Here is a 23,726-nt window from a genome sequence, read left to right on the forward strand (position 1 = left end):
GACGCTGCCGACCCCGGTTGGGGCCTGGCACGCAGCCCATTGTCGCGCGCTTTGCGGCTTGCCTTGCGCCTTTAGGCGAAATTATCCCGCGCGGGCGCCAGTCCCAATGGAGATGGCGGCGCAGCACCAAAAACAAAAGGCCTCCCGTTACGGAGGCCGGCGTTCGACGCGTTACGCGTCGTCCGATTCGCGCAGGCTGTCTGCGCGCGTTTGCGCGGCGGCGAAATCGAGGTCGCCCGAGTAGATCGCGCGACCGCAGATCACGCCTTCCACGCCTTCGTCCTCGACTTCGCACAGTGCGTCGATGTCGCCGAGGTTGGAAAGACCGCCGCTCGCGATGATCGGAATCTTCACCGCACGCGCGAGGCGCACCGTCGCTTCGATGTTGATGCCCTGAAGCATGCCGTCACGGCCGATGTCGGTGTAGATAATCGACTCGACGCCGTAGTCCTCGAACTTGCGCGCGAGGTCCACGACTTCGTGGCCCGTGAGCTTGCTCCAGCCGTCGGTCGCGACTTTGCCGTCTTTCGCGTCGAGGCCGACGATGATATGGCCCCCGAATGCCGTGCACGCTTCCTGGAGGAAGCCCGGATTCTTCACGGCGGCGGTGCCGATGATCACATAGGACAGGCCGTCGTCGAGATAACGCTCGATGGTGTCGAGGTCGCGGATGCCGCCGCCGAGCTGCACGGGGATCTCGTCGCCGACTTCGCGGATGATCTCGCGAATCGCGTCTTCGTTCTTCGGCTTGCCGGCAAACGCGCCGTTCAGGTCGACGAGGTGCAGGCGCCGCGCGCCGCGCTCGACCCAATGTCGGGCCATAGCCGCCGGTTCCTCGGAGAAAATCGTCGCCTGGTCCATATCGCCTTGTTTGAGGCGCACGCAGTGACCGTCTTTGAGATCGATGGCCGGAATCAGCAGCATAGCTTCGGGTGTGTCTGGGAATGGGGTTGAAGTCTGCGGCGCCGGCGGAAAAAAGGCCCGATCCGACGCCGTTTCGCTAGTTTAGTACAACTCTTTCGGCGGCCTTGCTGACGCAAGTCGTATGCCGCGGCGCTCGTGCGCGAAGGCGGCTGCGAGCGTCAGCGCCGCAGGAATTCAGGGGTTCCAGTGGACGAAGTTGCGATAGACGCGCAAGCCCGCAGCGGCGCTCTTTTCCGGGTGGAATTGGGTGGCGAAGATGTTATCCCGCGCCACTGCCGAGGTAAAGGCCGCGCCGTACGGCGTTTCGCCCACGGTGTGCGCCGCATCCGCCGGAACCACATAGTAGCTGTGCACGAAGTAAAAGAAGCTTTCGTCGGGCACGCCGTCCCACAGGGCGTGGGCGCGCGCCTGGCGCACGCGGTTCCAGCCCATTTGCGGGACCTTGAAGCGCGAGCCGTCGTCCTGCAACTGGCCTTCCAGATCGAAGCGCACGACCTTGCCGGGCAACAGGCCCAGGCCCTTCGTGTCGCCTTCCGCGCTCCAGTCGAACAGCATTTGCTCGCCCACGCATACGCCCATGAGCGGCTTCGTGCGCGAGGCTTCGAGCACGGCGTCCTGCAGGCCCGACTCCGCCAGGCTGCGCATGCAGTCGGGCATCGCGCCCTGACCCGGCAGCACCACGCGGTCGGCCGCGCGGATCGCTTCGGGGCGCTCGACGATAGCCACGTCGGCTTCCGGTGCGGCCTGCCTCAGCGCCTGGGCCACCGAACGCAGGTTGCCCATCCCATAATCCACAATCGCAATTGAAGTTTTCATCTCGAATCCGGCCTGCTCAGCAGGCCCTGCCCTTGGCTGTGTGGGCGCCAGTGCGCCGCGATGTGCCCTGATCTGCCTTCGAAGCCGTCAATGTACGCCACCTGGCGCGCGCAAGCCCATAAGCCGAACGGCTAATGTGGCGCGCATGCTGCATGCGCCTGCGCCTTCCGCGCGGCGCTGCCCGCCTGCTGGTCGGTGCAAGGCGCCCCTTAGAGGCTGCCCTTCGTCGACGGAATCTTGCCCGCCTGACGTTCGTCCAGTTCGGCGGCCTGGCGCAGCGCGCGGCCGAATGCCTTGAACACGGTTTCCATCTGATGGTGCGCGTTGAGACCGCGCAGATTGTCGATGTGCAGCGTCACGCCGGCGTGGTTCACGAAGCCGCGGAAGAATTCGATCGACAGGTCGACATCGAACGTGCCGATGCGCGCGCGCGTGAACGGCACGTGGAATTCGAGGCCCGGACGGCCCGAGAAGTCGATCACGACGCGCGAGAGCGCCTCGTCGAGCGGCACGTAGGCGTGACCGTAGCGGCGAATGCCCTTCTTGTCGCCAATGGCCTGCGCCACCGCCTGGCCGAGCGTGATGCCGACGTCTTCCACCGTATGGTGGTCGTCGATATGCGTGTCGCCATGCGCCTCGACTTCCAGATCGATCAGACCGTGTCGTGCGATCTGGTCGAGCATATGGTCGAGAAACGGCACGCCGGTCGCGAGCTTTTGCTCGCCGGTGCCGTCCAGATTGAGTTTCACGCGGATTTGCGTTTCGCTGGTGTTGCGAACGACTTGCGCGACGCGCATGGCAATTTCCTTCAAACAGCCCGTAACAGGAGAGTGGGAGAACGAAGCTTCGGCTTAACGGAGCACGAGCTTCAGGGCAGCGAGCAATTGTGCGTTTTCGTCGGGGGTGCCGACGGTCAGGCGCACACAGTTCGCAAGCAATGGGTGCATTTTACCCACGTTTTTGATCAGAATCCGGGCAGACAGCAGCGTGTCAAAAACCGCGGCCGCGTCGGGCACGCGCACGAGCAGGAAATTGCCCGCGCTTTCGAACACCTGGGCGCCCGGAAGTTTCGCCACTTCGGACGCGAGCGCTGCACGCTGTGCGCGCAATTGCGCGGCCTGCGCGTCGAGCACATCCACATGGTCGAGCAACAGATCTGCGGCCGCCTGCGTGAGCACGTTCACGTTGTACGGCGGACGCACCTTGTCGAACTCGTTGAGCCACGTCGGACGCCCGGCCAGATAGCCGAGGCGTATGCCTGCGAGCCCAAGCTTCGACATCGTGCGCATTACGACCACGTTGTCGAACTCGCCCACGCGCGGCATCCAGCTTTGCATCGCGAACGGCTGGTAGGCCTCGTCGATCACCACGAGGCTCTTCGCCGTCGCAGCGGCCGCGATCACGCGCTCGATGTCGGCGTCGGCGAACAGCGTGCCCGTCGGGTTGTTCGGATACGCCAGCCAGATTACGGCCGGCGTGTGCTCCGCGATAGCCGCGAGCGTCGCCTCGAGGTCGAGCGTGAAGTCCGCCTTGAGCGGCACGCCGACGAACTCGACCTGCGCGAACTTCGCCGACATCGCATACATGACGAAGCCCGGCACCGGCGCCAGCACTTTCGCGCCCGGCTTCGCGCACGCCGTGGTCACCATGCTGATGATCTCGTCCGAGCCGTTGCCGAGCAGGACGTCGCAGTCGGCCGGCACGCGCATGACCTGCTTGAGCTTGGCGATCAGCGCTTCGGGACGCGGCGCGGGATAGCGGTTCAGCGCGACTGCCGCGAGGCGTTCGCCCAGTTGCTCTGCAAGGTCGGCGGGCAGTGCAAACGGGTTCTCCATCGCATCGAGCTTCACAAAACCGGAAGCGTCGGGCACGGGGTAACTCGTCATCGCGAGCACGTCGCGACGGATGATGTCTTGTGGTGTCGTCATGTCGAAAAGCGGCTCGCGAAAAGCGAGGCCGCCGGCACGGACCGCTCGGCAAGCCGGCGGCCCTGGTTATCGTCGTGGTCTCTGCTGCGTGTGGGTCACTACGGGTCGAACGGCGGGTGCAAACTGCGGCACCCGCACACTTGCGGGGCCTGTCGTCGCGCAACGTCTCCATGCCGCGCGGCGGCTCATTCAACCCGCTTCTGCAAGTTGTGAGGCGTGCTTCACACCGGCTTCATGCGAAATTCGGCGCTGCGCGCGTGCGCTTGCAGGCCTTCGCCATAGGCGAGTTCGGCCGCAATCTCACCGAGCGTCTGCGCGCCTTCCGCGCTGACTTCGATGAGGCTCGAACGCTTGATGAAATCATAGACGCCGAGCGGCGAGGAGAAACGTGCGGTACGAGACGTAGGCAGCACGTGATTCGGCCCAGCGCAGTAGTCGCCGAGGCTTTCGCTCGTGTAGCGGCCAAGGAAGATCGCGCCCGCGTGGCGAATTTCGGCGCCCCACTTCTGCGGCTCCAGCGCCGAGATTTCGAGGTGCTCCGGCGCGATCTCGTTGGCGATGGCGCAGGCCTCCGCCATGTCGCGCACCTTCACGAGCGCGCCGCGGTTCGTGAGCGACGTGGCAATGACTTCGGCGCGCGGCATGCTGGGCAGCAATTCGGCGATGGCGTCTTCCACGCGCTTGATGAAGCCTTCGTCCGGGCACAGCAAGATGGACTGCGCGAGCTCGTCGTGCTCGGCCTGCGAGAACAGGTCCATGGCCACCCAGCGCGGATCGGTCGTGCCGTCGCAGATCACGAGGATTTCCGAGGGGCCCGCGATCATGTCGATGCCAACCGTGCCGAACACGCGGCGCTTGGCCGAAGCGACGTAGGCGTTGCCCGGCCCGCAGATCTTGTCGACGGGCGGAATCGTGTTCGTGCCGTACGCGAGCGCGGCCACGGCCTGCGCACCGCCGATCGTGAACACACGATCGACGCCGCCGAGCAGCGCCGCCGCCAGCACGAGCGGGTTCTTCACGCCGTCGGGCGTGGGCACGACCATGATGATTTCGCGCACGCCCGCCACCCGCGCGGGAATCGCATTCATCAGCACGGACGACGGATACGCGGCCTTGCCGCCAGGAACATAAAGGCCTACGCGGTCGAGCGGCGTGACCTTTTGGCCGAGCACCGTGCCATCCGCTTCGGTGTACTGCCAGCTATGCGAGCCGCACTCGATGCGCTGCTTCTCGTGGTAGCCGCGCACGCGCGCCGCCGCCGCTTCGAGCGCCGCGCGCTGCTTGGGCTCGAGGCTCTCCAGCGCCGCTTCGAGTTCGGAAAACGGCAGTTCGAGCGCTGCGACGCTCGTCGCGGTGAGGCGGTCGAAGCGGTTCGTGTAGTCGAGCACGGCGGCGTCGCCGCGCGCCTTCACATCGGCCAGAATCTGCGCGACGGAGCGCTCGATGGCCTCGTCCTCGCTCGCCTCGAAGGCGAGCACCGCGTGCAGCGCCTTCTTGAAGCCTTCGGCGCTGGAATCGAGTTTGCGCATCGTGATAGCCATGCTGGTATCCATCCGTTACGTTGTGCGCGCCACGCCTTTTGAGATGCGCCGCGCGCGAGGCGGCGCGTCATTGCGCCTGCCCTTAGTGCTCGTTGCTTTCGACTCGGCCAGCCTGTTCAGGCCGACTGCGCGCCGCGCGACGCGCGTTCGAACGCGTCGATGATGGGCCGCAGCGCGGCGCGCTTGAGCTTGAGCGCCGCCTGATTCACGACGAGGCGCGACGAGATCTCCATGATCTCTTCCACCTCGACCAGATTGTTCGCGCGCAGCGTGCCGCCCGTGCTGACGAGGTCGACAATCGCATCCGCGAGACCCACGAGCGGCGCGAGTTCCATCGAGCCGTACAGCTTGATGAGGTCGACGTGCACGCCCTTGGCCGCGAAGTGCTCGCGCGCGGCTTCCGTGTACTTGGTCGCCACGCGCAGGCGCGCGCCCTGGCGCACCGCATTCGCGTAATCAAAGCCCGCCTTCACGGCCACCGAAAGACGGCAGCGCGCGATGTCGAGATCGATCGGCTGATACAGCCCGCCGCCGCCGTGCTCGTTGAGCACGTCCTTGCCCGCCACGCCAAAGTCGGCCGCACCGTACTCCACGTAGGTGGGCACGTCGGTGGCGCGCACGATGATCACGCGCAGGTTCGGGTCGGTGGTCGGCAGGATCAGCTTGCGCGAGGTTTCCGGGTCTTCGGTCACATGCACGCCGGCCGCGGCGAGCAGCGGCATCGTCTCTTCGAAGATGCGGCCCTTCGAGAGCGCAAGCGTCAGCGGCGCGCTGGCCGCGGCCGCTGGCGTGGGCTTGGACTCGACGGTGCTCATGCCGCACTCCCCTTGATCCGCTTCACGTTCGCGCCGATCTTCGTGAGCTTCGCCTCCATGCGGTCATAGCCGCGGTCGAGGTGATAGATGCGGTCGATCAGCGTTTCGCCGTCGGCGCACAGGCCTGCGATCACGAGGCTTGCCGAAGCGCGCAGGTCGGTTGCCATCACCTTCGCGCCCGAGAGCTTTTCGACGCCGGCGACGAGCGCCGTCTTGCCGTCGATCGTGATGTGAGCGCCGAGGCGGTTCAGTTCCTGCACGTGCATGAAGCGGTTCTCGAAGATCGTCTCGACGACCTGCGAGGTGCCGTCCGCGATCGTGTTGAGCGCCATGAACTGCGCCTGCATGTCGGTCGGGAACGCCGGGTATTCGGACGTGCGCAGGTTCACGGCACGCGCGCGCTCGTGCATGCGCACGCGCATCCAGTCGTCGCCCTCTTCGATCGTCACGCCCGCTTCGCGCAGCTTGTCGGTGACGGCATCGAGAATGTGCGGACGCACGTGACGCAGCGTGACGTCGCCGCCCGCGGCCGCGACCGCGCACAGGAACGTGCCCGCTTCGATCCGGTCGGGAATGACCGTGTGGTGCGCGCCGTGGAGCTTGTCCACGCCCTGAATGACGAGGCGGTCGGTGCCGATGCCTTCGATCTTCGCGCCCATTGCCACGAGCAGGTGCGCGAGGTCGCCCACTTCGGGTTCGCGCGCGGCGTTTTCGATCACCGTTTCGCCCTCGGCGAGCACGGCGGCCATCAGCAGGTTTTCCGTGCCGGTGACCGTGATCATGTCGGTGACGATGCGCGCGCCCTTCAGGCGCTTCGCGCGCGCCTCGATGAAGCCGTGCTCGATGTTGATCTCGGCGCCCATTGCCTGCAGGCCCTTGATGTGCTGGTCCACGGGGCGCGCGCCGATCGCGCAGCCGCCCGGCAGCGACACCTTCGCCTCGCCAAAGCGCGCGACGAGCGGCCCGAGCACGAGGATCGACGCGCGCATGGTCTTCACGAGCTCGTACGGCGCCACGAGGTTGTTCACCTTCGAGGCGTCGAGCTGCACGCGGTGGCCGTCCTGCTCGGTGCGCACGCCCATCTGATTGAGCAGCTTGAGCGTGGTGCGCACGTCCTGAAGGTCAGGCACGTTGTCGAGATGAACGGGCTCGGCGCTCAGAAGGCCTGCGCAGAGGATGGGCAGCGCCGCATTCTTCGCACCGGAAACAACCACTTCCCCTGCGAGCTTCTGCCCGCCGACGATGACGAGTTTATCCATGCCTGAGGTTTCCTGATCGGTGCGGCCGGCTTGCTGGGTCGCTTGATGTTGAGCTGCGCCGCTCGCGGCGGCGTCTTTGTCCTGGGTAATTCGCACTGAGATTCCAGATTATGCGTTCTGCCATTCGGCGGGCGTGAGCGTCTTCATGCTGAGCGCGTGAATTTCCTCGCGCATGCGGTCGCCGAGCGCCGCGTAGACGAGCTGATGGCGCTGGATCAAGCGCTTGCCGTCGAATGCTGAGGAGACGATCGTCGCGAAGAAGTGCTGGCCATCGCCTTCGACTTCGAGGTGCTCGCACGCGAGCCCTGCCGAGATGTACTGCTTGATCTGTTCCGGAGTCGGCAACATGAGTATGGCTCCTGCTTAGTGACGCAGCTTGTACCCGCTCGCGAGCAAACGCATGGCGAGCGTGGCAAGCGCCACGAAAAACACGAAAACGATCGAAAGGCTCACGAGCGGATTGATATCGGACAGGCCGAAGAACCCAAAGCGAAAGCCATCGATCATGTAGAAGAACGGATTGAGCCGCGACACCTCGCGCCACACGGGCGGCAGCGTATGCGTCGAATAAAACACGCCCGAAAGAAACGTGAGCGGCATGATGAGAAAGTTCTGAAACGCCGCGAGCTGGTCGAACTTCTCCGCCCAGATCCCGGCGATCAGGCCGAGCGTGCCGAGGATGGCCGAGCCGAGCACCGCGAAAGCGATGATGTAGAACGGTGCGGCGAAGCTCATCGGAATGAACCAGATCGTCACGACGAACACGCCCGCGCCAACGGCGAGGCCGCGCACGATCGAGGCGAGCACGTAGGCTCCAAACATCTCCCATGCGGCGAGCGGCGGCAATAGAACGAATACGAGATTGCCCGTGATCTTCGACTGGATCAGCGACGACGAGCTATTCGCGAAGGCGTTCTGCAGCACGCTCATCATCACGAGGCCGGGAATCAGGAAGCTCGTGTACTCCACGCCCGGGTACACCTCCACGTGGCCGCGCAGCGCGTGGCCGAAGATCGTGAGATAGAGCAGCGCGGTAATGACGGGTGCGAGCACGGTCTGGAAAGCGACCTTCCAGAAGCGCAGCACTTCCTTGTAGAACAGCGTACGGAAACCGCTCATGCGAGACCCTCGAGCACTTCAGGACCGTTCATCACCTGCACAAAGACATCCTCCAGATCGGCCTTGCGCACTTCCACTTCTTCGAGCTTGCAGCCGTTCGCGCGGCACTTCGCGAGAATGCGCTCCACGTCGTCGTAACTCGCGAGGCGCAGCAGGTGCTGGTGTGCGCTGGCGTTGGACGGATCGACTTCGAGCGCACGCAGATCGCTCGGCAGCACGCCTTCCGAGAAACGCAGGAAAAGCTGCGTGCCCGCGAAGCGCTGCAGCAGCGCCGTCGTGCGCTCGAGCGCGACCATCTCGCCGCGCCGCAGCATGGCGATGCGGTCGCACAACTGCTCGGCTTCTTCGAGATAGTGCGTGGTGAGCACGATGGTGTGCCCTTCGCGGTTCAGGCGCGCGATGAACTTCCAGAGCGTCTGGCGCAGTTCCACGTCCACGCCGGCGGTGGGCTCGTCGAGCACGATCACGGGCGGACGATGCACGAGCGCCTGCGCAACCAGCACGCGGCGCTTCATGCCGCCCGACAGCGCGCGCATGTTCACGTCGGCTTTCTCGGTGAGGTCGAGATTGGCCATGACTTCGTCGATCCACGCGTCGTTATTGCGCAGACCGAAGTAGCCGGACTGGATGCGCAGCGTCTCGCGCACGGTGAAGAACGGATCGAACACCAGTTCCTGCGGCACGACGCCCAGATTGCGGCGTGCGTTGCGGTAGTCGGCGACGACATCGTGACCGCGCACGGCGATCGAGCCCTCGTCTGCGCGCGCGAGGCCGGCAAGAATGCTGATGAGCGTCGTCTTGCCCGCGCCGTTCGGACCGAGCAGCCCGAAGAACTCGCCGTCTTCGACCGTGAAGCTGACGCCCTTGAGCGCCTGAAGCGATTTGTAGCGCTTCTTGACGTTACGGATTTCTATGGCTGGCATGACTAATACGCCGCCCGTTTGCGAACGGCGCGGCTCAAGAGTGCATCAATGCTGCGGGGAAGACCGGAATTGGGGACGGCTTACGAGGCCGGCTTTGCTGTCTCAGTGCACGCTTTTTACCTGCCAAGCCGTGCTTTTTGCGCCGAGGCAGCGCCCAAAAAACGGTTGATTATAGGCCAAGTCGGAAAGCACGGCCTGGCCCTGGAGGGGGAAGTGCGTCAGCCTGGCTGTGCGGCAGCAGTGTGGCGATATGCCGCTCGAACACAATCGTCCGGCCAGGCGACGCGGGTCAATGTCGCTCGTCGAGGAGCGAATCGACGCCGTAGGCGCGCGCGAGAGACGCGAGCGCGGGGGGCAAATTGAGCACGGCAAGCGAAGCGCCGCGCTCATGCGCGGCACGCTGCCAGGCGATCAGCACGGCGAGCGCCGACGAATCGAACTGGGTGAGCGCGGCGCAGTCCACGGCGGTTGCGCCCGCTGAGATTTGCGCAAACCCGGCCGAGAGCGCGGCCTTCGCGCTCTCATGGGTCAGGTTTGCGCCGGTGGCGAAGCGCTCGCTCACGAGGTCGCCTTGCCCGATGCGAGTTGCTGGTTACGCTGCGTGAGGAACTGGATCAGGCCGTCCACGCCGCCTTGCTGGATCTTCTCCTGGAACTGCTGCTGGTACGCCTGGATGAGCCATGCGCCAAGCACGTTGATGTCATACACGCGCCAGCCTTGCGGCGTCTTGTACAGGCGATAGTCGAGCTCGATCGGCTGGCCGCCGTTCACGACCGTCGAACGGACCACGACGTCGGTGTCGTCCGGGTTCGCGCGGAACGGCTTGTACTGGATCTCCTGGTCGCGCACCTGGGCGAGCGCGCCCGAGTACGTGCGGATGAGCAGCGTCTTGAACTGCTCGATGACCTGTTGCTGCTGCTCCGGCGTGGCGGTGCGCCAGTTGCGGCCCATCGCGAGCTGCGTGGTGCGGCGGAAGTCGGTGTACGGCAGGATCTTTTCGTTGACGAGCTGCGTGATCTTGCTGATGTCGCCGGACTGGATGGACTTGTCACCCTTGATCTGGCTCATGACCTGCTGCGTGACCGTCTGGATCATCGCGTCGGGATTGCTGGTGTCGACCGTTTGAGCGAACGCGCCGCCGGCAAACGAAAAAAACATGGCGAAAAACGGGTACAGAAAGAATTTTTTCATATCCAGTCCTGCTAGTTGGGGGACATCGCCCCGTTGGAGCCAACGATAGCACGCGAGTTGTATCTCGCTATGTCAAAAACTGACAGCAAAGTGCGACAAGCGTTTCTGCTTGTTACGTCAGACGTTTATGCCAGACGAACGCTCCGGCGAGGCGGTGCATTGCGCAACGTCCGGCCGGAGCGCGGCGCTCAACGCAGACGCAGCATGCCCGGGAAGCCGATGCGCGCAGGCGGGATCATCTGGTCGCCGGGCACGGTGGTTCCCGACGCGCCCACCGGCGCCGAGGCACCGGCCGGACTTTCCGGCGTGGCCGGAGCGGTCGTCTCGCCGTTGGGGTACGCGGGCGCCATGCTCGCCGCGTTCGGCGTAGCCGCACGGGTGCCCGAAGCGGGAACCGCGGCACCGGTAGCCGCGCCCGACGCGGGCGCCGCCGCGCCAGGCGCCGCGCCTTCGTCGGTGTCGTCGTACTTCGGCAGCGGCGCGCCATCGCCGTAATCCGGCAGATTGTTGTCAGACGCACGGCCATCCGACAGCAGATAGCGGCGGCGCTGCAAATAGGCGTTGCGGATGAACGAATACTTGTCGATCGCCGCGCCTTCGAGCAAATCGCTCGCGCCCAGCAGATTGGCGCGCGTGCTCACCACGTTCAGGCCGTAGAGGCCCCACGAGAGCGCGGCCGGATCCACGTAGGTGAGCGGATTGATAAAGTAGTTGGGCACGAGGCCCACGCCGTCACGCACCGTGCTCGGACCGAACAGCGGCAGCACGAGGTACGGGCCCGGCGGCACGCCATAATGACCGAGCGTGAGACCGAAGTCCTGGTTGTGCTTGGGCAGCTTCGCGAGCGTCGCGACGTCGAACAGGCCGCCCAGGCCGAAGACCGTGTTGATCACGATCCGCATGATGTCCTCGACACCGTCGGTGATCTTCAACTGCAGGAAGTTGTTCGCCGCGTTGTAAACGTCACCAATGTTCGCGAAGAAGTTCGTCACGCTGTCACGCACAGGCTGCGGCGTGACCTTCACATAGCCCTGCGCCACCGGCTTGAGCGCGTACGTGTCAACCTTGTCGTTGAACGTGTAGATCGTGCGGTTGAAGCCTTCCCACGGATCGTCCTTGGACGGCGTCTGCACCGTCGAACAGCCCCCGAGTGCAAGCGCTGCGACGCCAATCGTAATGGCGCGCATGCGTATGGTCGTCATTCTTGTTCTCCTTCTTATTGGGCCGCCGAAGCCGCCGGTGCCGGTACGGATGCCGGGGCCGGCGCGGGTGCCGCAGCAGGCGCCGCATCCGTGCTCGCGCCGCTGGACGGCTTGGCGGCGCCCGAATCGGCCGCCTTGCTATAGAGGAACTGGCCGATCAGGTTTTCGAGCACGATGGCTGATTGCGTCATCGAGATGGTGTCGCCGGCCTTGAGCATTTCCGAGTCGCCGCCCGGCTCGAGTCCGATGTACTGCTCGCCGAGCAGGCCGGACGTCAGGATCTTCGCCGACGTGTCCTTCGGAAACTGGTACTGCTGGTCGAGGTTGATCGTCACCAGCGCCTGGTAGGTGTTGGAGTCGAAGCCGATCGAAGCCACGCGGCCCACGGTCACGCCGGCGCTCTTCACCGGCGCACGCGGCTTGAGTCCGCCGATATTGTCGAACTTGAGCTTCACCGGGTAGGTGGACTGGAACGACAGCGAACTCATGTTGCCGGCCTTCAGCGCAAGGAACAGCAGCGCGATAAAGCCCAGCACCACAAACAGGCCGACCCAAAAGTCGAGAGCATTCTTTTTCATCGTCATCCCAATGAGAATCCGTTGCGGCGACGCCGATACGCGCGCCGCGCGGCCGGGTCACTGCCCGGCGTCTTTAGCTGAACATCAGCGCGGTGAGCAGGAAGTCGAGGCCGAGCACCGCGAGCGACGCGTACACGACCGTCTTCGTGGTCGCGCGCGACACGCCTTCAGGCGTGGGCTTCGCCTCGTAGCCCTGATAGAGCGCGGTGAAGGTCACGGCGAAGCCGAACACGATGCTCTTCATCACGCCGTTGCCCACGTCTGCCCAGACGTCCACGCCGCCCTGCATTTGCGACCAGAACGCGCCGGCGTCCACGCCGATCAGCAGCACGCCGACCACGTAGCCGCCCAGAATGCCGACCGCGCTGAAGATAGCCGCGAGGATCGGCATGGCGATCACGCCCGCCCACATGCGCGGCGCGACCACCACGCGCACGGGGTCCACGGCCATCATTTCCATGGCGGTGAGCTGTTCGCCCGCTTTCATGAGGCCGATCTCGGCCGTAAGCGAGGTGCCTGCGCGGCCCGCGAACAACAGCGCGGTGACGACGGGCCCGAGTTCACGCACGAGCGAGAGCGCGACCAGCAGCCCGAGCGCCTGCTCGGAGCCGTAGCGGTTGAGCGTGTAGTAGCCCTGCAGGCCAAGCACGAAGCCCACGAAAAGGCCCGACACGGCAATGATCAACAGCGAATAATTACCGACGAAGTGGATCTGCTTCGTGACAAGGCGTGGCCGGCGCAGCAGCGGGAAGAATTCGAGAACGAGGCGCACGAAAAAACGCGTGGCATGCCCTGCGCGCGCGATGGTCTCGAGCACCGTGCGCCCGATCGAGCTGATGGCGCCGATCATGAGTGGCCTCCGCCGATGCCGAAGTCCGCTGCGAGCGGATGGTTCGACGGGTAATGGAACCGGAACGGGCCGTCCGGCGCGCCGTCGATGAACTGGCGCACGATCGGATCGGTCGAGGCGCGCAGTTCGTCGGGCGTGCCCTGCGCCTGCACCCGGCCGTTCGCCATGAAATACACGTAGTCGGCGATCGCGAACGACTCGGGCACGTCGTGCGTGACGAGGATCGAGGTCGCGCCGAGCGCGTCGTTGAGCGTGCGGATGAGGTTCGCGGTGATGCCGAGCGAAATCGGGTCGAGACCCGCGAACGGCTCGTCGTACATCATGAGTTCGGGGTCGAGCGCGATGGCGCGGGCGAGCGCGACGCGGCGCGCCATGCCACCCGAGATTTCCGACGGCGCGAGGTCGCGCGCGCCGCGCAGGCCGACGGCGTTGAGCTTCATGAGCACGAGGTCGCGGATCAGCTCTTCGGGAAGATCGGTGTGCTCGCGCAGCGCGAAAGCCACGTTCTCGAATACCGACATGTCGGTGAAGAGCGCGCCGAACTGGAAGAGCATGCCCATCTTGCGGCGCAGGGCGTAGAGGCCGTCGCGCGATTGCGCGCCGACGTCCTGCCCGCCGAACAGCACCTGGCCGCGCTGGGCGCGAACGAGGCCGCCGATCAAGCGCAGCACTGTCGTTTTTCCGCCACCGGAACCGCCCATGACTGCCACCACCTGACCGCGCGGGAAGCGCATGTTCAGGCCGGACAGGACGAGCCGATCGCCGTAGCCGAAGTCGACGTCGCGCAGTTCCAGTAGGGTCTCAGAGGTTGAGGGCACGTGGCTGACTGTCCATTTACACGAAGGCGGGATTATAGGGCCATCGTGTAAAACCTGCCGTGACGCACCCTGATCCGTTGATGTAAGCCGCGCCACCCGACACTGCGGGTTGCGGCCCCCTGGCCGGAGGGTGCGCACGCGGCGCAGCCTCCAAGCCAGGGCGGACCATTATTGCGTAAACGCGTTGCGCAATGCAGCAACCGCGGCAGCCGGATCGGCCGCCTCGGTCACGGCGCGCACCACCGCCGCGCTGCCCGCGCCCGTGGCGAGCACTTCCGGCAGCACATTGCCGTCGATGCCGCCAATGGCCACCATCGGCACGACGCCGTCCAGCAGCTTCACATAGCGGGCGAGACGCGCGAGGCCTTGGGGCGCCGTGGGCATCGCCTTGGTCGTGGTGGCGAAGACGGCGCCACACGCGAGGTAGCTCGGACGGAAATGGAGCGCCGTGAGCATTTCGAAGTAGCCGTGCGTCGACAGGCCAAGACGCACGCCTGCCGCCGCGATCGCGCCGAGGTCGGCTTCGCGCAGGTCTTCCTGGCCGAGGTGCACGCCGTAGGCGCCGGCCGCGACGGCCTCCTGCCAGTGATCGTTGATGAAAAGCTGCGCGTCGTGCTTGCGGCCCGCCGCGACGCAGCGCTCGATTTCGCTCGTGAGCGCCGGGGATTTCGGTTGCTTGCTGCGCAGTTGCGCTGTCTTCACGCCGTAGTCGAGCACGCGCTCGACCCAGTCGGCGGTGGGCAAGACCGGATACAGGCCGAGCTTCGCCGGGCACGGCGCGAACGGCTGCGCGGGCGCGGCAGGCAGGCCCAGCACGCGCGGAAAGCGCTTGATGTCGACGGGCCAGGCGTCGGCCTGCTCTTCGTCGCCGTCGCGCCAGGCGAGCGCGAGCACGAGCGCGTCGTGCGGGTCGAACCCGCAGTCGAGGAACGCCGCCAGCGCGGGGATCCAGTCTTCCGCCAGCTCGCCTTCGAGCGCGTAGCGCTCGCCGCCCAGATGCAGCGTGGCGCGAGCGGCCTTCGGGTTCTCGCCGGCGGCTTCGATCACGCCCGCGCCGTCGGTCATCCAGCGCGCGATGTGGGTCAGGTGCGGCGCCGCGTCGGTGACGATGATGAGATCGCCGCCGTTGGGCGCGTCAGGCGGCGTGAGACAGATGCGCCACGGCGCATGCGTGGGCTGCCAGTCGCCGAGGCGCGCGCGAATGCGCTCCGCCGTTTCGGTGAGTTCGTCGGCGGGCGGCCAGAACAGTTCGCGGTCCTGCAGTCGCAGCGTTTCAGTCATCGCTTGTCTCCATCCTGGTGCCAGAAAGGCATGCCGACCACGGGCGTGCTCGCAACCGCCGCCTCGCGCTCGGCCATCGGCCCGGCGAGAAACGCGGCGCGCCCCGCCTCGACGCCCAGCGCGAACGCACGCGCCATCGCCTCGGGGTGCGTGGCCTGCGAAACGGCCGTATTGAGCAGCACGCCATCGAAGCCCCACTCCATCACCTGGCAGGCATGCGACGGCACGCCGAGACCCGCATCGACGATCAGCGGCACATCGGGCAAGCGCTCGCGCAGCACGCGCAGGCCGTACGGATTGATCACGCCCTTGCCGGTGCCGATCGGCGCGCCCCATGGCATGAGCGCTTCGCAGCCCGCGTCGAGCAGACGGCGGCCGATCACGAGGTCCTCGGTGCAGTACGGCAGCACCTTGAAGCCATCCTTCACGAGGCGCGCCGCGGCCTCGATCAGGCCGACCGGGTCGGGCTGCAGCGTGTAGTCGTCGCCGATCAGTTCGAGCTTGATCCAGTCGGTTTCGAAGACTTCGCGCGCCATGTGCGCGGTCGTGACCGCCTCGTTGACGGTGAGGCAGCCAGCCGTGTTCGGCAGGAGCGGCACGCCTTGGCGCTTGAGCAGATCGAAAAAGCCCGCTTCGGCGGTGCCCTCGTTCATTTGGCGGCGCAGCGCAACGGTGATCATGCCGGGGCGCGCGGCCGCCATCGAATCGGCGAGCGACTGCAGCGACGGATAGCGCGACGTGCCAAGCAGCACGCGGCTCGCGAAGGTTTCGCCGTAGAGCGTGAGCGCGTCGGCGGTGGGAGTGGTGGTCATGGGTTGGAATCCTTGGGCGGTGTCGTGAAAGCGCTCGCGATACATGCGATGCGCGCGACCGGCGGCCTGGGCGAGCGAGGCTCAGCCGCCGGCCACGGGGCTCACGACGTCGAGGCGGTCGCCCGCCTGGAGCGCGCGCGCGCCATGCTGGGCGCGCGCCACGAAATCGCCATTCAGCGCGACGGCGAACGGCGGACGCGCGCCAAATGCGGCGAGCGCATCGGCGACCGTCGCGCCCTCGGGCAGCGTGATCGGCTTCTGGTTGATATGAATGTCCATGGCAAATACGTTCTCAGACTACGGTTTGATTCTGGCGATGCGTCACGCCGGCTCGTGTGCGCCCTGCGCGTGCAGCATCTCGCTCCAGCGCGACGCGCGGCGCAGCGACTCGAAGGACTCGGCGTCGTTCACGCGCGCATCGAGCAGCGCTTGGGCAATGCGCGCGGCTTCGTCGGCGACTTCCGGCGCGATCATGAAGCCGTGACGGTAGAGACCGTTCACGCGCAGCGTGGTCTTGCCGTCCCAAATAAGAGCCGGGCGGTGGTCGGGCAGCGTCGGGCGGCACTGCGTGTTCAACTCGAGGATGCGCGCCTCGCCGAACGCCGGATGCACCGCAAACGCCGCGCTCAGCAGCTCGAGCGCCGAGCGCACGCTCACGGGCGAACGGTCCTCGCCTTCGATCTCGGTCGCGCCGATCACGAAGACGTCGTTTTCCTTGGGCGCGATATAGAGCGGATAGCGCGGATGCAAGAGCCGCACGGGGCGCGTGAGCGTGATGCCCGGCGCGTGCACGCGCGCGACCTCGCCGCGAATGCCGCGCAAACCCGGCAGCACAGGTTTGGCGCCTAGCCCGCGACAGTCGATCGTCACGCGCGCAGGCGGCGGATTAGCCTCGTCGACCGTGGTGTGCCAGTGCGTTTGCACGCCGCGCTCGGCCAGCCCCGCCGCCAGCGCGGCCAACGCCTGGCGATTGTCGAGCTGACCCTCGCCTTCGAGCAGCCAGCCGCGCGCGAAGCGCCCGGCGAGCGCCGGTTCGGCGGCGTCGAGCTGCGCGCCGGCGAGCGCGACGAAGTTCGCGTCGGCCAGCGAACGCGGCGCGTTGGCGCGCACGCGGCGCTCGAAGAGCGGGGCTTCGGTGCGATCGGCGGTATGCCAGACCACGAGCGTGCCATTGCGCTGGAAGAACACGGGCTCCGGCAACTCGGCCAGGATGCGCGGCCAGGTTTCGAGCGACGCGACACCAAGCTCGGTGATGAGCAATTCAGCAACGGCGGCCTCCGCGAGCGGCGCGAGCATGGCCGCCGCGACCCAAGCCGCGGCCTCGCCGCCTTCGGGGCCGCCACGCTCGTAGAGCGCGACGCGATGGCCGGAGCCGGCGAGCCGCCATGCGACGAGCCGGCCGCTCAAACCGCCGCCGAGCACGGCGAAGTCGGGCACGCTGCCCGCACTACGGTGATGAGCGCGACTCATGACGGCGCTCCGTCACGCAGCGCGAACGCGATAAAAATCGGGGAACAAAGAGAATAGGCGGTCATCGTATCCTTTCCGTACGGCAGCAGCAGACGTACCCAAGGACGAAACCGGCTGGCAAGGCCGACCGTGGAGGCTATGCGGCGCAGACGGCCCGTACGTCCCGATAAGGAATTCGTACGAACCCGTGCGCCCAAAGCGCAGCCCGGCGGGAATCCTGGCGCCCCTGCAAATGCTGGGCGCTCCGGTAAGACTTTCTGGAAACTTCCCGCGCCGGTATTACCCGGATCGGGTGCGAAGGGTCTCTCTCAGCCTCAGTACGGCATGCCCCGCATACCGGTGAAGCACCCCTGTTTCGTCAAGGTCGATTAGACCACAAAAGGCGCGCGGCCCGCAAACCTCGGCGGAGCGGGACGCCTGCTCTGGCACAATGGCCTGAGCCCGCCGCTTTCGCCTCACGAGCCCGCGCGGTGAGACAATGACCGCCACGCTACGGCGGCGCCGGCGTGCGCTTTTGTCTCCGCTTTTTGCCCATTAAGACTCACTTAAGCGCCCGGCGACAGAATCGCTGCAAAAATCGCTGCACCGCAGCCGCCATGCGGCATGCAGCGCATGCCCCCAACGGGCGGCCACACCTTCAGGATGCACATGACCAATCAACCTGCCCGCGCCACGCCCGATCAGAACGAGCACCAGAAGATCACCGCGTGGAGCCTGATCAAGCCCTACTGGGTCTCCGAGGAACGCTGGATCGCCTGGGGGCTGCTCGTCGCGATCATCGTGATGAACCTGCTCGTCGTGTGGATCAACGTGCGGCTCAACGGCTGGAGCGCGGAGTTCTACAACGCGTTGCAGGCCAAGGACGTCAAGCGCTTTCCGCCTCTGTTGATGACCTTCACCGAACTGGCGTTCGGCTTCATCATCCTCGCGGTGTATGGCCGGTATCTGCGCCAGATGCTCGGGTTTCGCTGGCGCCAGTGGCTCACCACGCGCTTTCTGAGCGATTGGCTCGGCAAGGGCGCGTTCTACCGCATCGAGCGCGACCGCCTCGCCGATAACCCCGACCAGCGGATCAGCGACGACCTCCAGTCGTTCGCCACGACCACGCTTTCGCTCACGCTCGACCTGCTCTCCACGGTCGTCACGTTGATCTCGTTCATCACGATCCTGTGGACGCTCGCGGGTGCGCTCACGATCACGCTGGGCGGCACGCCGCTCGCGATTCCGGGCTACATGGTCTGGGCCGCCGCGCTCTACGCCGTGTTCGGCTCGGTCGTGATCCAGAAGGTCGGCCACCCGCTCGTGTCGATCAACTACCAGCAACAAAAGGTGGAGGCGGACTTCCGCTTCGGCCTGATCCGCCTGCGCGAGAACGCCGAGCAGATCGCGCTCTACGACGGCATGGACACCGAGCGCGGCAACGCGCAAGGCCTCTTCCAGCACATCCGCGACAACTGGTGGCGCGTGATGAAGTACACGAAGCGCCTGACCTTCGTGCTGAGCTTCTACGGCCAGATCGCCATCATCTTCCCGCTCGTCGTGGCCGCGCCTCGCTACTTCGCGGGCGCCTTCACGTTCGGCGTGCTCATGCAGATCTCGCAGGCGTTCGGCACCGTGAGCGATTCGTTCTCGTGGTTCATCAACAGTTACTCCACGCTGGTCGAATGGCGCGCCACCGTGAATCGTCTGCGCGAATTCGTGCGTGTGGTGCACTCGCCGCGACTGAAGGAATCGGTCTCGCCCGCCACCGAGCACGGCGGCATCAACCTGCACTTCATCGACAGCAACGAACTCGCCACCGAGCACCTCAAGCTCGCGCTGCCCAACGGCATGCCGCTTTCCGAAGTGCGCGACATCGCCATCAAGCCGGGTTCGCGCTGGCTCGTGCGCGGCCCCTCGGGCGCAGGCAAGAGCACGCTCATGCGCGCGCTCGCGGGCCTCTGGCCGTTCGGCGAAGGCTCGATCGACGCGCCTGTCGATGCACGCATGATGTTCATCCCGCAGCAGAGCTATCTGCCCATCGGCACGCTCAAGGCGGCGCTCACCTACCCCTCGCCCGCCGACGACTATAGCGACGAGGACTGCCGCGACGCGCTGCGCGCCTGCCGCCTCGAAGAATATGCGGATCGTCTCGGCGAATCGGCGCACTGGTCGCGCGTGCTCTCGCCGGGCGAGCAGCAACGCCTTGCGGGCGCGCGCGTGCTGCTGCACAAACCGGATTATCTGTTCCTCGACGAAGCAACGAGCGCGCTCGACCCCGATAACGAAAGCCGTCTCTACAAGCTGTTCGTGGAGCGCCTGCCGAAGGCAGCGATCGTGAGCGTCGCGCACCGCGAGTCGCTTGCGGCGTACCACCACGAAACGCTCGAGATCGAGCGTATGCCTGAAGAGCGGGTTGCCGCGTGAGCGCGAGCGCGGCGCGCGTCGTCCTGATCACGGGCGCGGGCTCGGGTATCGGTGCGGCGCTCGCGCGTCGCATCGCAGCGCCAGATGTTTCGTTGATGCTGCATGCGCGCGGCGCGGACGAGGCGTCGCGTGCCCGTCTCATGACCGTCATGGCGGTTTGTGAGCAACGGGGCGCGATCTGCGCCACAACCTGCGGTGATCTCGCGGAGCGCGGCAACGCAGCGGCACTCGTTGATGCCACGCTTGCGCACTTCGGCGCGCTCGACCAGATCGTGGCCAACGCCGGGCATGCACAGCGCCAGACGCTCGCCGCGCTCGACGCCGCATCGCTCGAAGGCGCGTTCGCGGCCATGCCCGCCGCGTTCGCTGCGCTCGTGCAACGCGCGCAGCCGGCGCTGGAACGCTCGGCGCGCGCCCGCGTGGTCGCGCTCAGTTCGTTCGTCGCGCACCGCTACCGCGCCGGCGCGCCGTTCGCCGCGACTGCCGCCGCGAAGGCCGCGCTCGAGTCGCTGGCGAAAACCGCCGCCGCGGAGCTGGCGCCGCACGGTGTGACCGTGAACTGCGTCGCGCCCGGCTATACGCGCAAGGACAAAGGCCCCACGCCAGAAAACGCGCCGGTGTGGGAGCGCGCGGCGCAGGAAACGCCGCTCGGCCACGTGGCCGACCCCGCCGATGTCGCCGAACTCATCGCCTTCCTGCTTTCAGACGCCGCGCGCCACATCACGGGCCAGGTGATCCACGTCGATGGCGGGCTCACGTTGTAGCGCCGTGCGGCCCTCGCGCGCCATCGTTCGCTTGCTATCGAACTAAACATCGGTACAAGACGATAGCGGGCGCCCCAAATTGCCCCTCGCCTCAGTACGCTTTCGCACCGTAAAATACCCATCCAGCACACCGGAGACGGGCGGCGTTGCACCGCGCAGCCCGCCAGCGTCGAGCGCACCCGCCACCCAGGGCGTTTGCGCCAGCCGGGTCGCAAGCGCCGCACACGCCGCTCACGCAGCTCGTTGCGCGCACAACAAATATGGGGGAAGACACGCGATGGGCTACTTTCAATGGTTCACCGAGTTGAACGGGCGCGAGCGGCGCACGCTCTACGCGGGTTTCGGCGGCTACGCCGTCGACGCGTTCGACTTCATGATCTACTCGTTCCTGATCCCCACGCTCATCGCGACCTGGGGCATGACCAAGAGCGAGGCCGGCATGATCGCGACCAGCTCGCTGATCTCTTCGGCAATCGGTGGCTGGCTCGCGGGCATCCTCGCCGACCGCTACGGCCGCGTGCGCGTGCTGCAGTGGACCATCGCCACCTTCGCGGTCTTCACCTGCCTCTCCGGCTTCACGCATTCGTTCTGGCAACTGCTCGCCACGCGCACGCTTCAAGGCATCGGCTTTGGCGGCGAATGGACGGTCGTCACGATGATGATGGCCGAAACGATCCGCTCGCCGCAGCATCGCGCCAAGGCCGTGGGCACGGTGCAGAGCAGCTGGTCGGTCGGCTGGGGCGCGGCCGCCATCCTCTATTGGGCCTTCTTCGCCCTGCTCCCCGAGGAATACGCATGGCGCGCGTGTTTCTGGATCGGCATCTTGCCGGCGCTGTGGATTCTCTACGTGCGCCGCAACGTGAGCGACCCCGACGTGTTCGTCGCCACGCGCCGCGCGCGCGAAAGCGGCGCGACGCACAGCCACTTCATGCAGATCTTTTCGCCCGCGCATCTGGCCACCACCGTGCTCGGCAGTGCGCTGTGCACCGGCATGCTCGGCGGCTACTACGCGATCACCACGTGGCTGCCCACCTACCTCAAGACGGTGCGCCACCTCTCGGTGTTCAACACGAGCGGCTATCTGATCGTGCTGATCGTCGGCTCGTTCACGGGCTATATCGTCGGCGCGATTCTCTGCGACAAGATCGGCCGGCGCGCCTCGTTCGTCCTGTTCGCCATCGGCTCGTTTGCGCTCGGCATGGCCTATACGATGCTGCCCATTACCGACACCGCCATGCTCCTGCTCGGCTTTCCGCTCGGCATCGTCGTGCAAGGCATTTTCGCGGGCGTGGGCGCGTATCTCTCCGAGCTGTACCCGAACGCGATCCGCGGCTCGGGCCAAGGCTTCTGCTACAACCTCGGGCGCGGCCTCGGCTCGTTTTTCCCCATTCTGGTGGGTGTGTTCGCGCAAACTACCTCGCTCGTGAAATCGATCGGCGTGGTGGCCGGCGCAGGCTATCTGCTCGTGATCGTCGCGGCGCTGTGTCTGCCGGAAACGAAGGGCAAAGTGCTGACCGAGGAAGTGCCTGCTGCTGCGGGCGAGCGCCCGGCTGCGGAGTCCACTGCACGATGAGCGCGAACATGCTGCAATACCGAACGTCCCCCCCTGTTGTGCGACCGGCATGAAAACGATCGTCCTCGGCGCCGGTGTGATCGGCGTCGCTACTGCGTATTATTTGAGCGAACGAGGCTGCGACGTCACCGTCGTCGAACGGGAGCCGGGCGTCGCGCTCGGCACGAGCTTCGGCAACGCCGGCGTCATCGCGCCCGGCTATGTCACGCCGTGGGCCGCGCCGGGCATGCCCGCGAAGCTCATCAAATATCTGCTCAAGCCCACCTCGCCGCTCATCTTCCGGCCGACGCTCGACGCCGCGCAGTGGCGCTGGATCGCGCGCTGGCTGCGCGAATGCGATCTCGCGCGCTTTCGCGTGAACAAGCAGCGCATGCAGCGCATCGCCTATTACAGCCGCGAATGCCTGCACGCGTTTCGCGCCACGCACGCGTTCGAGTACGGGCGCAGCCAGGGCTATCTGCAGCTCTTTCGCAGCGAGTACGACCTCGAACTCGCGCAACCGGCGCTCGGCGTGTTGCGCGATGCAGGCATCGTCTATCGCGAACTCGATGCCGCCGCCTGCGCGCAGGTCGAGCCGGGGCTCGCATGGTCGCGCGTGAAACCGGTGGCGGGCGTCTATCTCCCGGAAGATGAGGCTGGCGACTGCGCACGCTTCACGCGCGAGCTGCGCTCCGTGTGCGAAGCGCGCGGTGTGACGTTTCTGTTCGATACCGAGGTGCTCGCGCTCGAAGCCGCAGGCGGCAAGGTGAACGGCGTGCGCGTGCGGGCGGTGCCCGGCCGGCGCAAGGCGAACAACCGCAAGGACCGGCGCGAGCAGCGCCGCGCGCCGGCCGAGGTCCTGCGCCCGGCCGAGCGCAACGAGCCCGCCGACGATACGCCCTACACGCTCGCCGCGGACGCCGTAGTGGTCGCGCTGGGCGTGGAGAGCGCGGCGCTGGTCGCGCCGCTGGGCGTGCGCGTGCCGCTGTATCCGGTGAAAGGGTATTCAGCCACGCTGCCCGTGGTCGACGAACAAAAGGCTCCGCGCGCCGCGCTCATGGACGAATCGCTCAAGACGGCGATCACGCGCTTCGGCCCGTACCTGCGCGTGGCGGGCACTGCGGAGCTGGGCGACCACCGCGCGACGCTGCGCGAGCAGGCGCTGCAGACGCTCATGAAAGTGCTCGACGACTGGTTCCCGCATGCGGCAACGCCTTCGTCGGCGCAATTCTGGGTGGGAAGGCGGCCCATGGTGCCGGACGGCGCGCCGCTCTTGGGCACGTCGGGCGTCGATGGCCTGTGGCTGAACGTCGGGCACGGCTCGACCGGCTGGGCGATGTCGATGGGCTCGGGCCGCGTACTCGCGGACCTCGTCACGCAGCGCTCGCCGGAAATCGATCTCGATGGTTTGACGCTCGCGCGGTATCGTCAATAAGTCGCCACCAAGCGGCGGCAGGCAGGCCAACGCGCGGCGGCG

General features: G+C 66.3%; 24 protein-coding genes and 1 riboswitch. Of the genes, 4 read left to right on the forward strand and 20 right to left on the reverse strand.

Going from position 1 to position 23,726, the window contains the following annotated elements; translation table 11 throughout:
- Window positions 1–171: 171 nt before the first annotated feature.
- The 20 genes from hisA to U5A57_RS33175 all read right to left on the reverse strand — a co-directional run bounded on the left by hisA (window position 172) and on the right by U5A57_RS33175 (window position 17,527).
- Window positions 172–924, reverse strand: a complete 753-nt coding sequence (gene hisA, locus U5A57_RS33080) for a 1-(5-phosphoribosyl)-5-[(5-phosphoribosylamino)methylideneamino]imidazole-4-carboxamide isomerase (protein ID WP_069268257.1) — start codon at window positions 922–924, stop codon at window positions 172–174.
- Window positions 925–1,098: 174 nt separating this feature from the next.
- On the reverse strand, window positions 1,099–1,740 hold the full coding sequence (gene hisH / locus U5A57_RS33085; RefSeq protein WP_158758746.1) for an imidazole glycerol phosphate synthase subunit HisH: 642 nt from the start codon (window positions 1,738–1,740) through the stop codon (window positions 1,099–1,101).
- Window positions 1,741–1,949: 209 nt separating this feature from the next.
- Window positions 1,950–2,537, reverse strand: coding sequence for an imidazoleglycerol-phosphate dehydratase HisB (gene hisB / locus U5A57_RS33090; RefSeq protein ID WP_028218451.1), 588 nt, complete (start codon window positions 2,535–2,537; stop codon window positions 1,950–1,952).
- A gap of 54 nt (window positions 2,538–2,591) precedes the next feature.
- A complete protein-coding gene (gene hisC, locus U5A57_RS33095) occupies window positions 2,592–3,668 on the reverse strand; it encodes a histidinol-phosphate transaminase (protein ID WP_321915887.1) in 1,077 nt (358 codons plus the stop codon).
- Window positions 3,669–3,889: 221 nt separating this feature from the next.
- Entirely contained in the window at window positions 3,890–5,209 is a 1,320-nt protein-coding gene (gene hisD / locus U5A57_RS33100; RefSeq protein ID WP_321915888.1) for a histidinol dehydrogenase, read from the reverse strand.
- 116 nt (window positions 5,210–5,325) lie between these two features.
- The gene (hisG, locus tag U5A57_RS33105) at window positions 5,326–6,024 is read right to left on the reverse strand and encodes an ATP phosphoribosyltransferase (protein WP_321915889.1); all 699 of its coding nucleotides are present in this window, start codon (window positions 6,022–6,024) and stop codon (window positions 5,326–5,328) included.
- Entirely contained in the window at window positions 6,021–7,283 is a 1,263-nt protein-coding gene (gene murA / locus U5A57_RS33110) for a UDP-N-acetylglucosamine 1-carboxyvinyltransferase (protein WP_321915890.1), read from the reverse strand. The genes hisG and murA overlap by 4 nt, the downstream gene beginning before the upstream one ends.
- A 108-nt stretch (window positions 7,284–7,391) precedes the next feature.
- Window positions 7,392–7,631: a BolA family protein gene (locus U5A57_RS33115; RefSeq protein ID WP_028206568.1), complete on the reverse strand. Its 240-nt coding sequence runs from the start codon at window positions 7,629–7,631 to the stop codon at window positions 7,392–7,394.
- A gap of 15 nt (window positions 7,632–7,646) precedes the next feature.
- Window positions 7,647–8,402, reverse strand: coding sequence for an ABC transporter permease (locus U5A57_RS33120; RefSeq protein ID WP_321915891.1), 756 nt, complete (start codon window positions 8,400–8,402; stop codon window positions 7,647–7,649).
- Window positions 8,399–9,325 (reverse strand): ABC transporter ATP-binding protein, encoded by a 927-nt coding sequence (locus U5A57_RS33125; protein ID WP_321915892.1) that lies wholly within the window; start codon window positions 9,323–9,325, stop codon window positions 8,399–8,401. Before U5A57_RS33125 ends, U5A57_RS33120 begins: the two co-directional genes overlap by 4 nt.
- Before the next feature lie 289 nt (window positions 9,326–9,614).
- Window positions 9,615–9,887, reverse strand: a complete 273-nt coding sequence (locus U5A57_RS33130) for a lipid asymmetry maintenance protein MlaB (RefSeq protein ID WP_321915893.1) — start codon at window positions 9,885–9,887, stop codon at window positions 9,615–9,617.
- Window positions 9,884–10,516 carry an ABC transporter substrate-binding protein gene (locus U5A57_RS33135; protein WP_321915894.1) on the reverse strand — a complete coding sequence of 211 codons (633 nt, stop codon included), beginning with the start codon at window positions 10,514–10,516 and terminating at the stop codon, window positions 9,884–9,886. The genes U5A57_RS33130 and U5A57_RS33135 overlap by 4 nt, the downstream gene beginning before the upstream one ends.
- Before the next feature lie 188 nt (window positions 10,517–10,704).
- Window positions 10,705–11,718: a VacJ family lipoprotein gene (locus U5A57_RS33140; RefSeq protein ID WP_321915895.1), complete on the reverse strand. Its 1,014-nt coding sequence runs from the start codon at window positions 11,716–11,718 to the stop codon at window positions 10,705–10,707.
- 14 nt (window positions 11,719–11,732) lie between these two features.
- A complete protein-coding gene (gene mlaD / locus U5A57_RS33145; protein ID WP_321915896.1) occupies window positions 11,733–12,296 on the reverse strand; it encodes an outer membrane lipid asymmetry maintenance protein MlaD in 564 nt (187 codons plus the stop codon).
- A gap of 73 nt (window positions 12,297–12,369) precedes the next feature.
- Window positions 12,370–13,146, reverse strand: coding sequence for a lipid asymmetry maintenance ABC transporter permease subunit MlaE (gene mlaE / locus U5A57_RS33150; protein WP_321915897.1), 777 nt, complete (start codon window positions 13,144–13,146; stop codon window positions 12,370–12,372).
- Window positions 13,143–13,964: an ABC transporter ATP-binding protein gene (locus U5A57_RS33155; RefSeq protein WP_321915898.1), complete on the reverse strand. Its 822-nt coding sequence runs from the start codon at window positions 13,962–13,964 to the stop codon at window positions 13,143–13,145. The genes mlaE and U5A57_RS33155 overlap by 4 nt, the downstream gene beginning before the upstream one ends.
- A 168-nt stretch (window positions 13,965–14,132) precedes the next feature.
- Window positions 14,133–15,245 carry a thiamine phosphate synthase gene (gene thiE / locus U5A57_RS33160; protein WP_321915899.1) on the reverse strand — a complete coding sequence of 371 codons (1,113 nt, stop codon included), beginning with the start codon at window positions 15,243–15,245 and terminating at the stop codon, window positions 14,133–14,135.
- Entirely contained in the window at window positions 15,242–16,057 is an 816-nt protein-coding gene (locus U5A57_RS33165) for a thiazole synthase (RefSeq protein WP_321915900.1), read from the reverse strand. Before U5A57_RS33165 ends, thiE begins: the two co-directional genes overlap by 4 nt.
- Before the next feature lie 81 nt (window positions 16,058–16,138).
- A complete protein-coding gene (gene thiS, locus U5A57_RS33170; RefSeq protein WP_028213309.1) occupies window positions 16,139–16,336 on the reverse strand; it encodes a sulfur carrier protein ThiS in 198 nt (65 codons plus the stop codon).
- Window positions 16,337–16,378: 42 nt separating this feature from the next.
- Window positions 16,379–17,527: an FAD-dependent oxidoreductase gene (locus U5A57_RS33175; RefSeq protein ID WP_321915901.1), complete on the reverse strand. Its 1,149-nt coding sequence runs from the start codon at window positions 17,525–17,527 to the stop codon at window positions 16,379–16,381.
- 248 nt (window positions 17,528–17,775) lie between these two features.
- Window positions 17,776–17,889, reverse strand: a riboswitch (TPP riboswitch).
- A 286-nt stretch (window positions 17,890–18,175) separates the two neighbouring features.
- Here U5A57_RS33175 and U5A57_RS33180 point away from each other — a divergent pair.
- From U5A57_RS33180 to U5A57_RS33195, 4 genes are all read left to right on the forward strand, one after another.
- Window positions 18,176–19,933, forward strand: coding sequence for an ABC transporter ATP-binding protein/permease (locus U5A57_RS33180; protein WP_321915902.1), 1,758 nt, complete (start codon window positions 18,176–18,178; stop codon window positions 19,931–19,933).
- Window positions 19,930–20,697, forward strand: coding sequence for an SDR family NAD(P)-dependent oxidoreductase (locus U5A57_RS33185; protein WP_321915903.1), 768 nt, complete (start codon window positions 19,930–19,932; stop codon window positions 20,695–20,697). Before U5A57_RS33180 ends, U5A57_RS33185 begins: the two co-directional genes overlap by 4 nt.
- 277 nt (window positions 20,698–20,974) lie before the next feature.
- Entirely contained in the window at window positions 20,975–22,270 is a 1,296-nt protein-coding gene (locus U5A57_RS33190; RefSeq protein ID WP_321915904.1) for an MFS transporter, read from the forward strand.
- 49 nt (window positions 22,271–22,319) lie between these two features.
- Window positions 22,320–23,684: a D-amino acid dehydrogenase gene (locus U5A57_RS33195; RefSeq protein ID WP_321915905.1), complete on the forward strand. Its 1,365-nt coding sequence runs from the start codon at window positions 22,320–22,322 to the stop codon at window positions 23,682–23,684.
- The last annotated feature ends 42 nt before the right edge of the window (window positions 23,685–23,726 follow it).

Origin of the sequence: Paraburkholderia sp. J11-2, assembly GCF_905220185.1 — a bacterium.
Lineage (GTDB): Bacteria > Pseudomonadota > Gammaproteobacteria > Burkholderiales > Burkholderiaceae > Paraburkholderia.

Bases quoted from the DNA above. Each gene is read 5' to 3' on its own strand.
- U5A57_RS33135 (WP_321915894.1), bottom strand. From the start codon at position 10,516: ATGAAAAAATTCTTTCTGTACCCGTTTTTCGCCATGTTTTTTTCGTTT.
- mlaD (WP_321915896.1), bottom strand. From the start codon at position 12,296: ATGAAAAAGAATGCTCTCGACTTTTGGGTCGGCCTGTTTGTGGTGCTG.
- U5A57_RS33175 (WP_321915901.1), bottom strand. From the start codon at position 17,527: ATGAGTCGCGCTCATCACCGTAGTGCGGGCAGCGTGCCCGACTTCGCC.
- hisB (WP_028218451.1), bottom strand. From the start codon at position 2,537: ATGCGCGTCGCGCAAGTCGTTCGCAACACCAGCGAAACGCAAATCCGC.
- U5A57_RS33125 (WP_321915892.1), bottom strand. From the start codon at position 9,325: ATGCCAGCCATAGAAATCCGTAACGTCAAGAAGCGCTACAAATCGCTT.
- thiE (WP_321915899.1), bottom strand. From the start codon at position 15,245: ATGACTGAAACGCTGCGACTGCAGGACCGCGAACTGTTCTGGCCGCCC.
- thiS (WP_028213309.1), bottom strand. From the start codon at position 16,336: ATGGACATTCATATCAACCAGAAGCCGATCACGCTGCCCGAGGGCGCG.
- U5A57_RS33180 (WP_321915902.1), top strand. From the start codon at position 18,176: ATGACCAATCAACCTGCCCGCGCCACGCCCGATCAGAACGAGCACCAG.
- mlaE (WP_321915897.1), bottom strand. From the start codon at position 13,146: ATGATCGGCGCCATCAGCTCGATCGGGCGCACGGTGCTCGAGACCATC.
- U5A57_RS33165 (WP_321915900.1), bottom strand. From the start codon at position 16,057: ATGACCACCACTCCCACCGCCGACGCGCTCACGCTCTACGGCGAAACC.
- hisG (WP_321915889.1), bottom strand. From the start codon at position 6,024: ATGAGCACCGTCGAGTCCAAGCCCACGCCAGCGGCCGCGGCCAGCGCG.
- hisC (WP_321915887.1), bottom strand. From the start codon at position 3,668: ATGACGACACCACAAGACATCATCCGTCGCGACGTGCTCGCGATGACG.
- murA (WP_321915890.1), bottom strand. From the start codon at position 7,283: ATGGATAAACTCGTCATCGTCGGCGGGCAGAAGCTCGCAGGGGAAGTG.
- U5A57_RS33195 (WP_321915905.1), top strand. From the start codon at position 22,320: ATGAAAACGATCGTCCTCGGCGCCGGTGTGATCGGCGTCGCTACTGCG.
- hisD (WP_321915888.1), bottom strand. From the start codon at position 5,209: ATGGCTATCACGATGCGCAAACTCGATTCCAGCGCCGAAGGCTTCAAG.
- U5A57_RS33120 (WP_321915891.1), bottom strand. From the start codon at position 8,402: ATGAGCGGTTTCCGTACGCTGTTCTACAAGGAAGTGCTGCGCTTCTGG.
- hisA (WP_069268257.1), bottom strand. From the start codon at position 924: ATGCTGCTGATTCCGGCCATCGATCTCAAAGACGGTCACTGCGTGCGC.
- hisH (WP_158758746.1), bottom strand. From the start codon at position 1,740: ATGAAAACTTCAATTGCGATTGTGGATTATGGGATGGGCAACCTGCGT.
- U5A57_RS33115 (WP_028206568.1), bottom strand. From the start codon at position 7,631: ATGTTGCCGACTCCGGAACAGATCAAGCAGTACATCTCGGCAGGGCTC.
- U5A57_RS33140 (WP_321915895.1), bottom strand. From the start codon at position 11,718: ATGACGACCATACGCATGCGCGCCATTACGATTGGCGTCGCAGCGCTT.
- U5A57_RS33190 (WP_321915904.1), top strand. From the start codon at position 20,975: ATGGGCTACTTTCAATGGTTCACCGAGTTGAACGGGCGCGAGCGGCGC.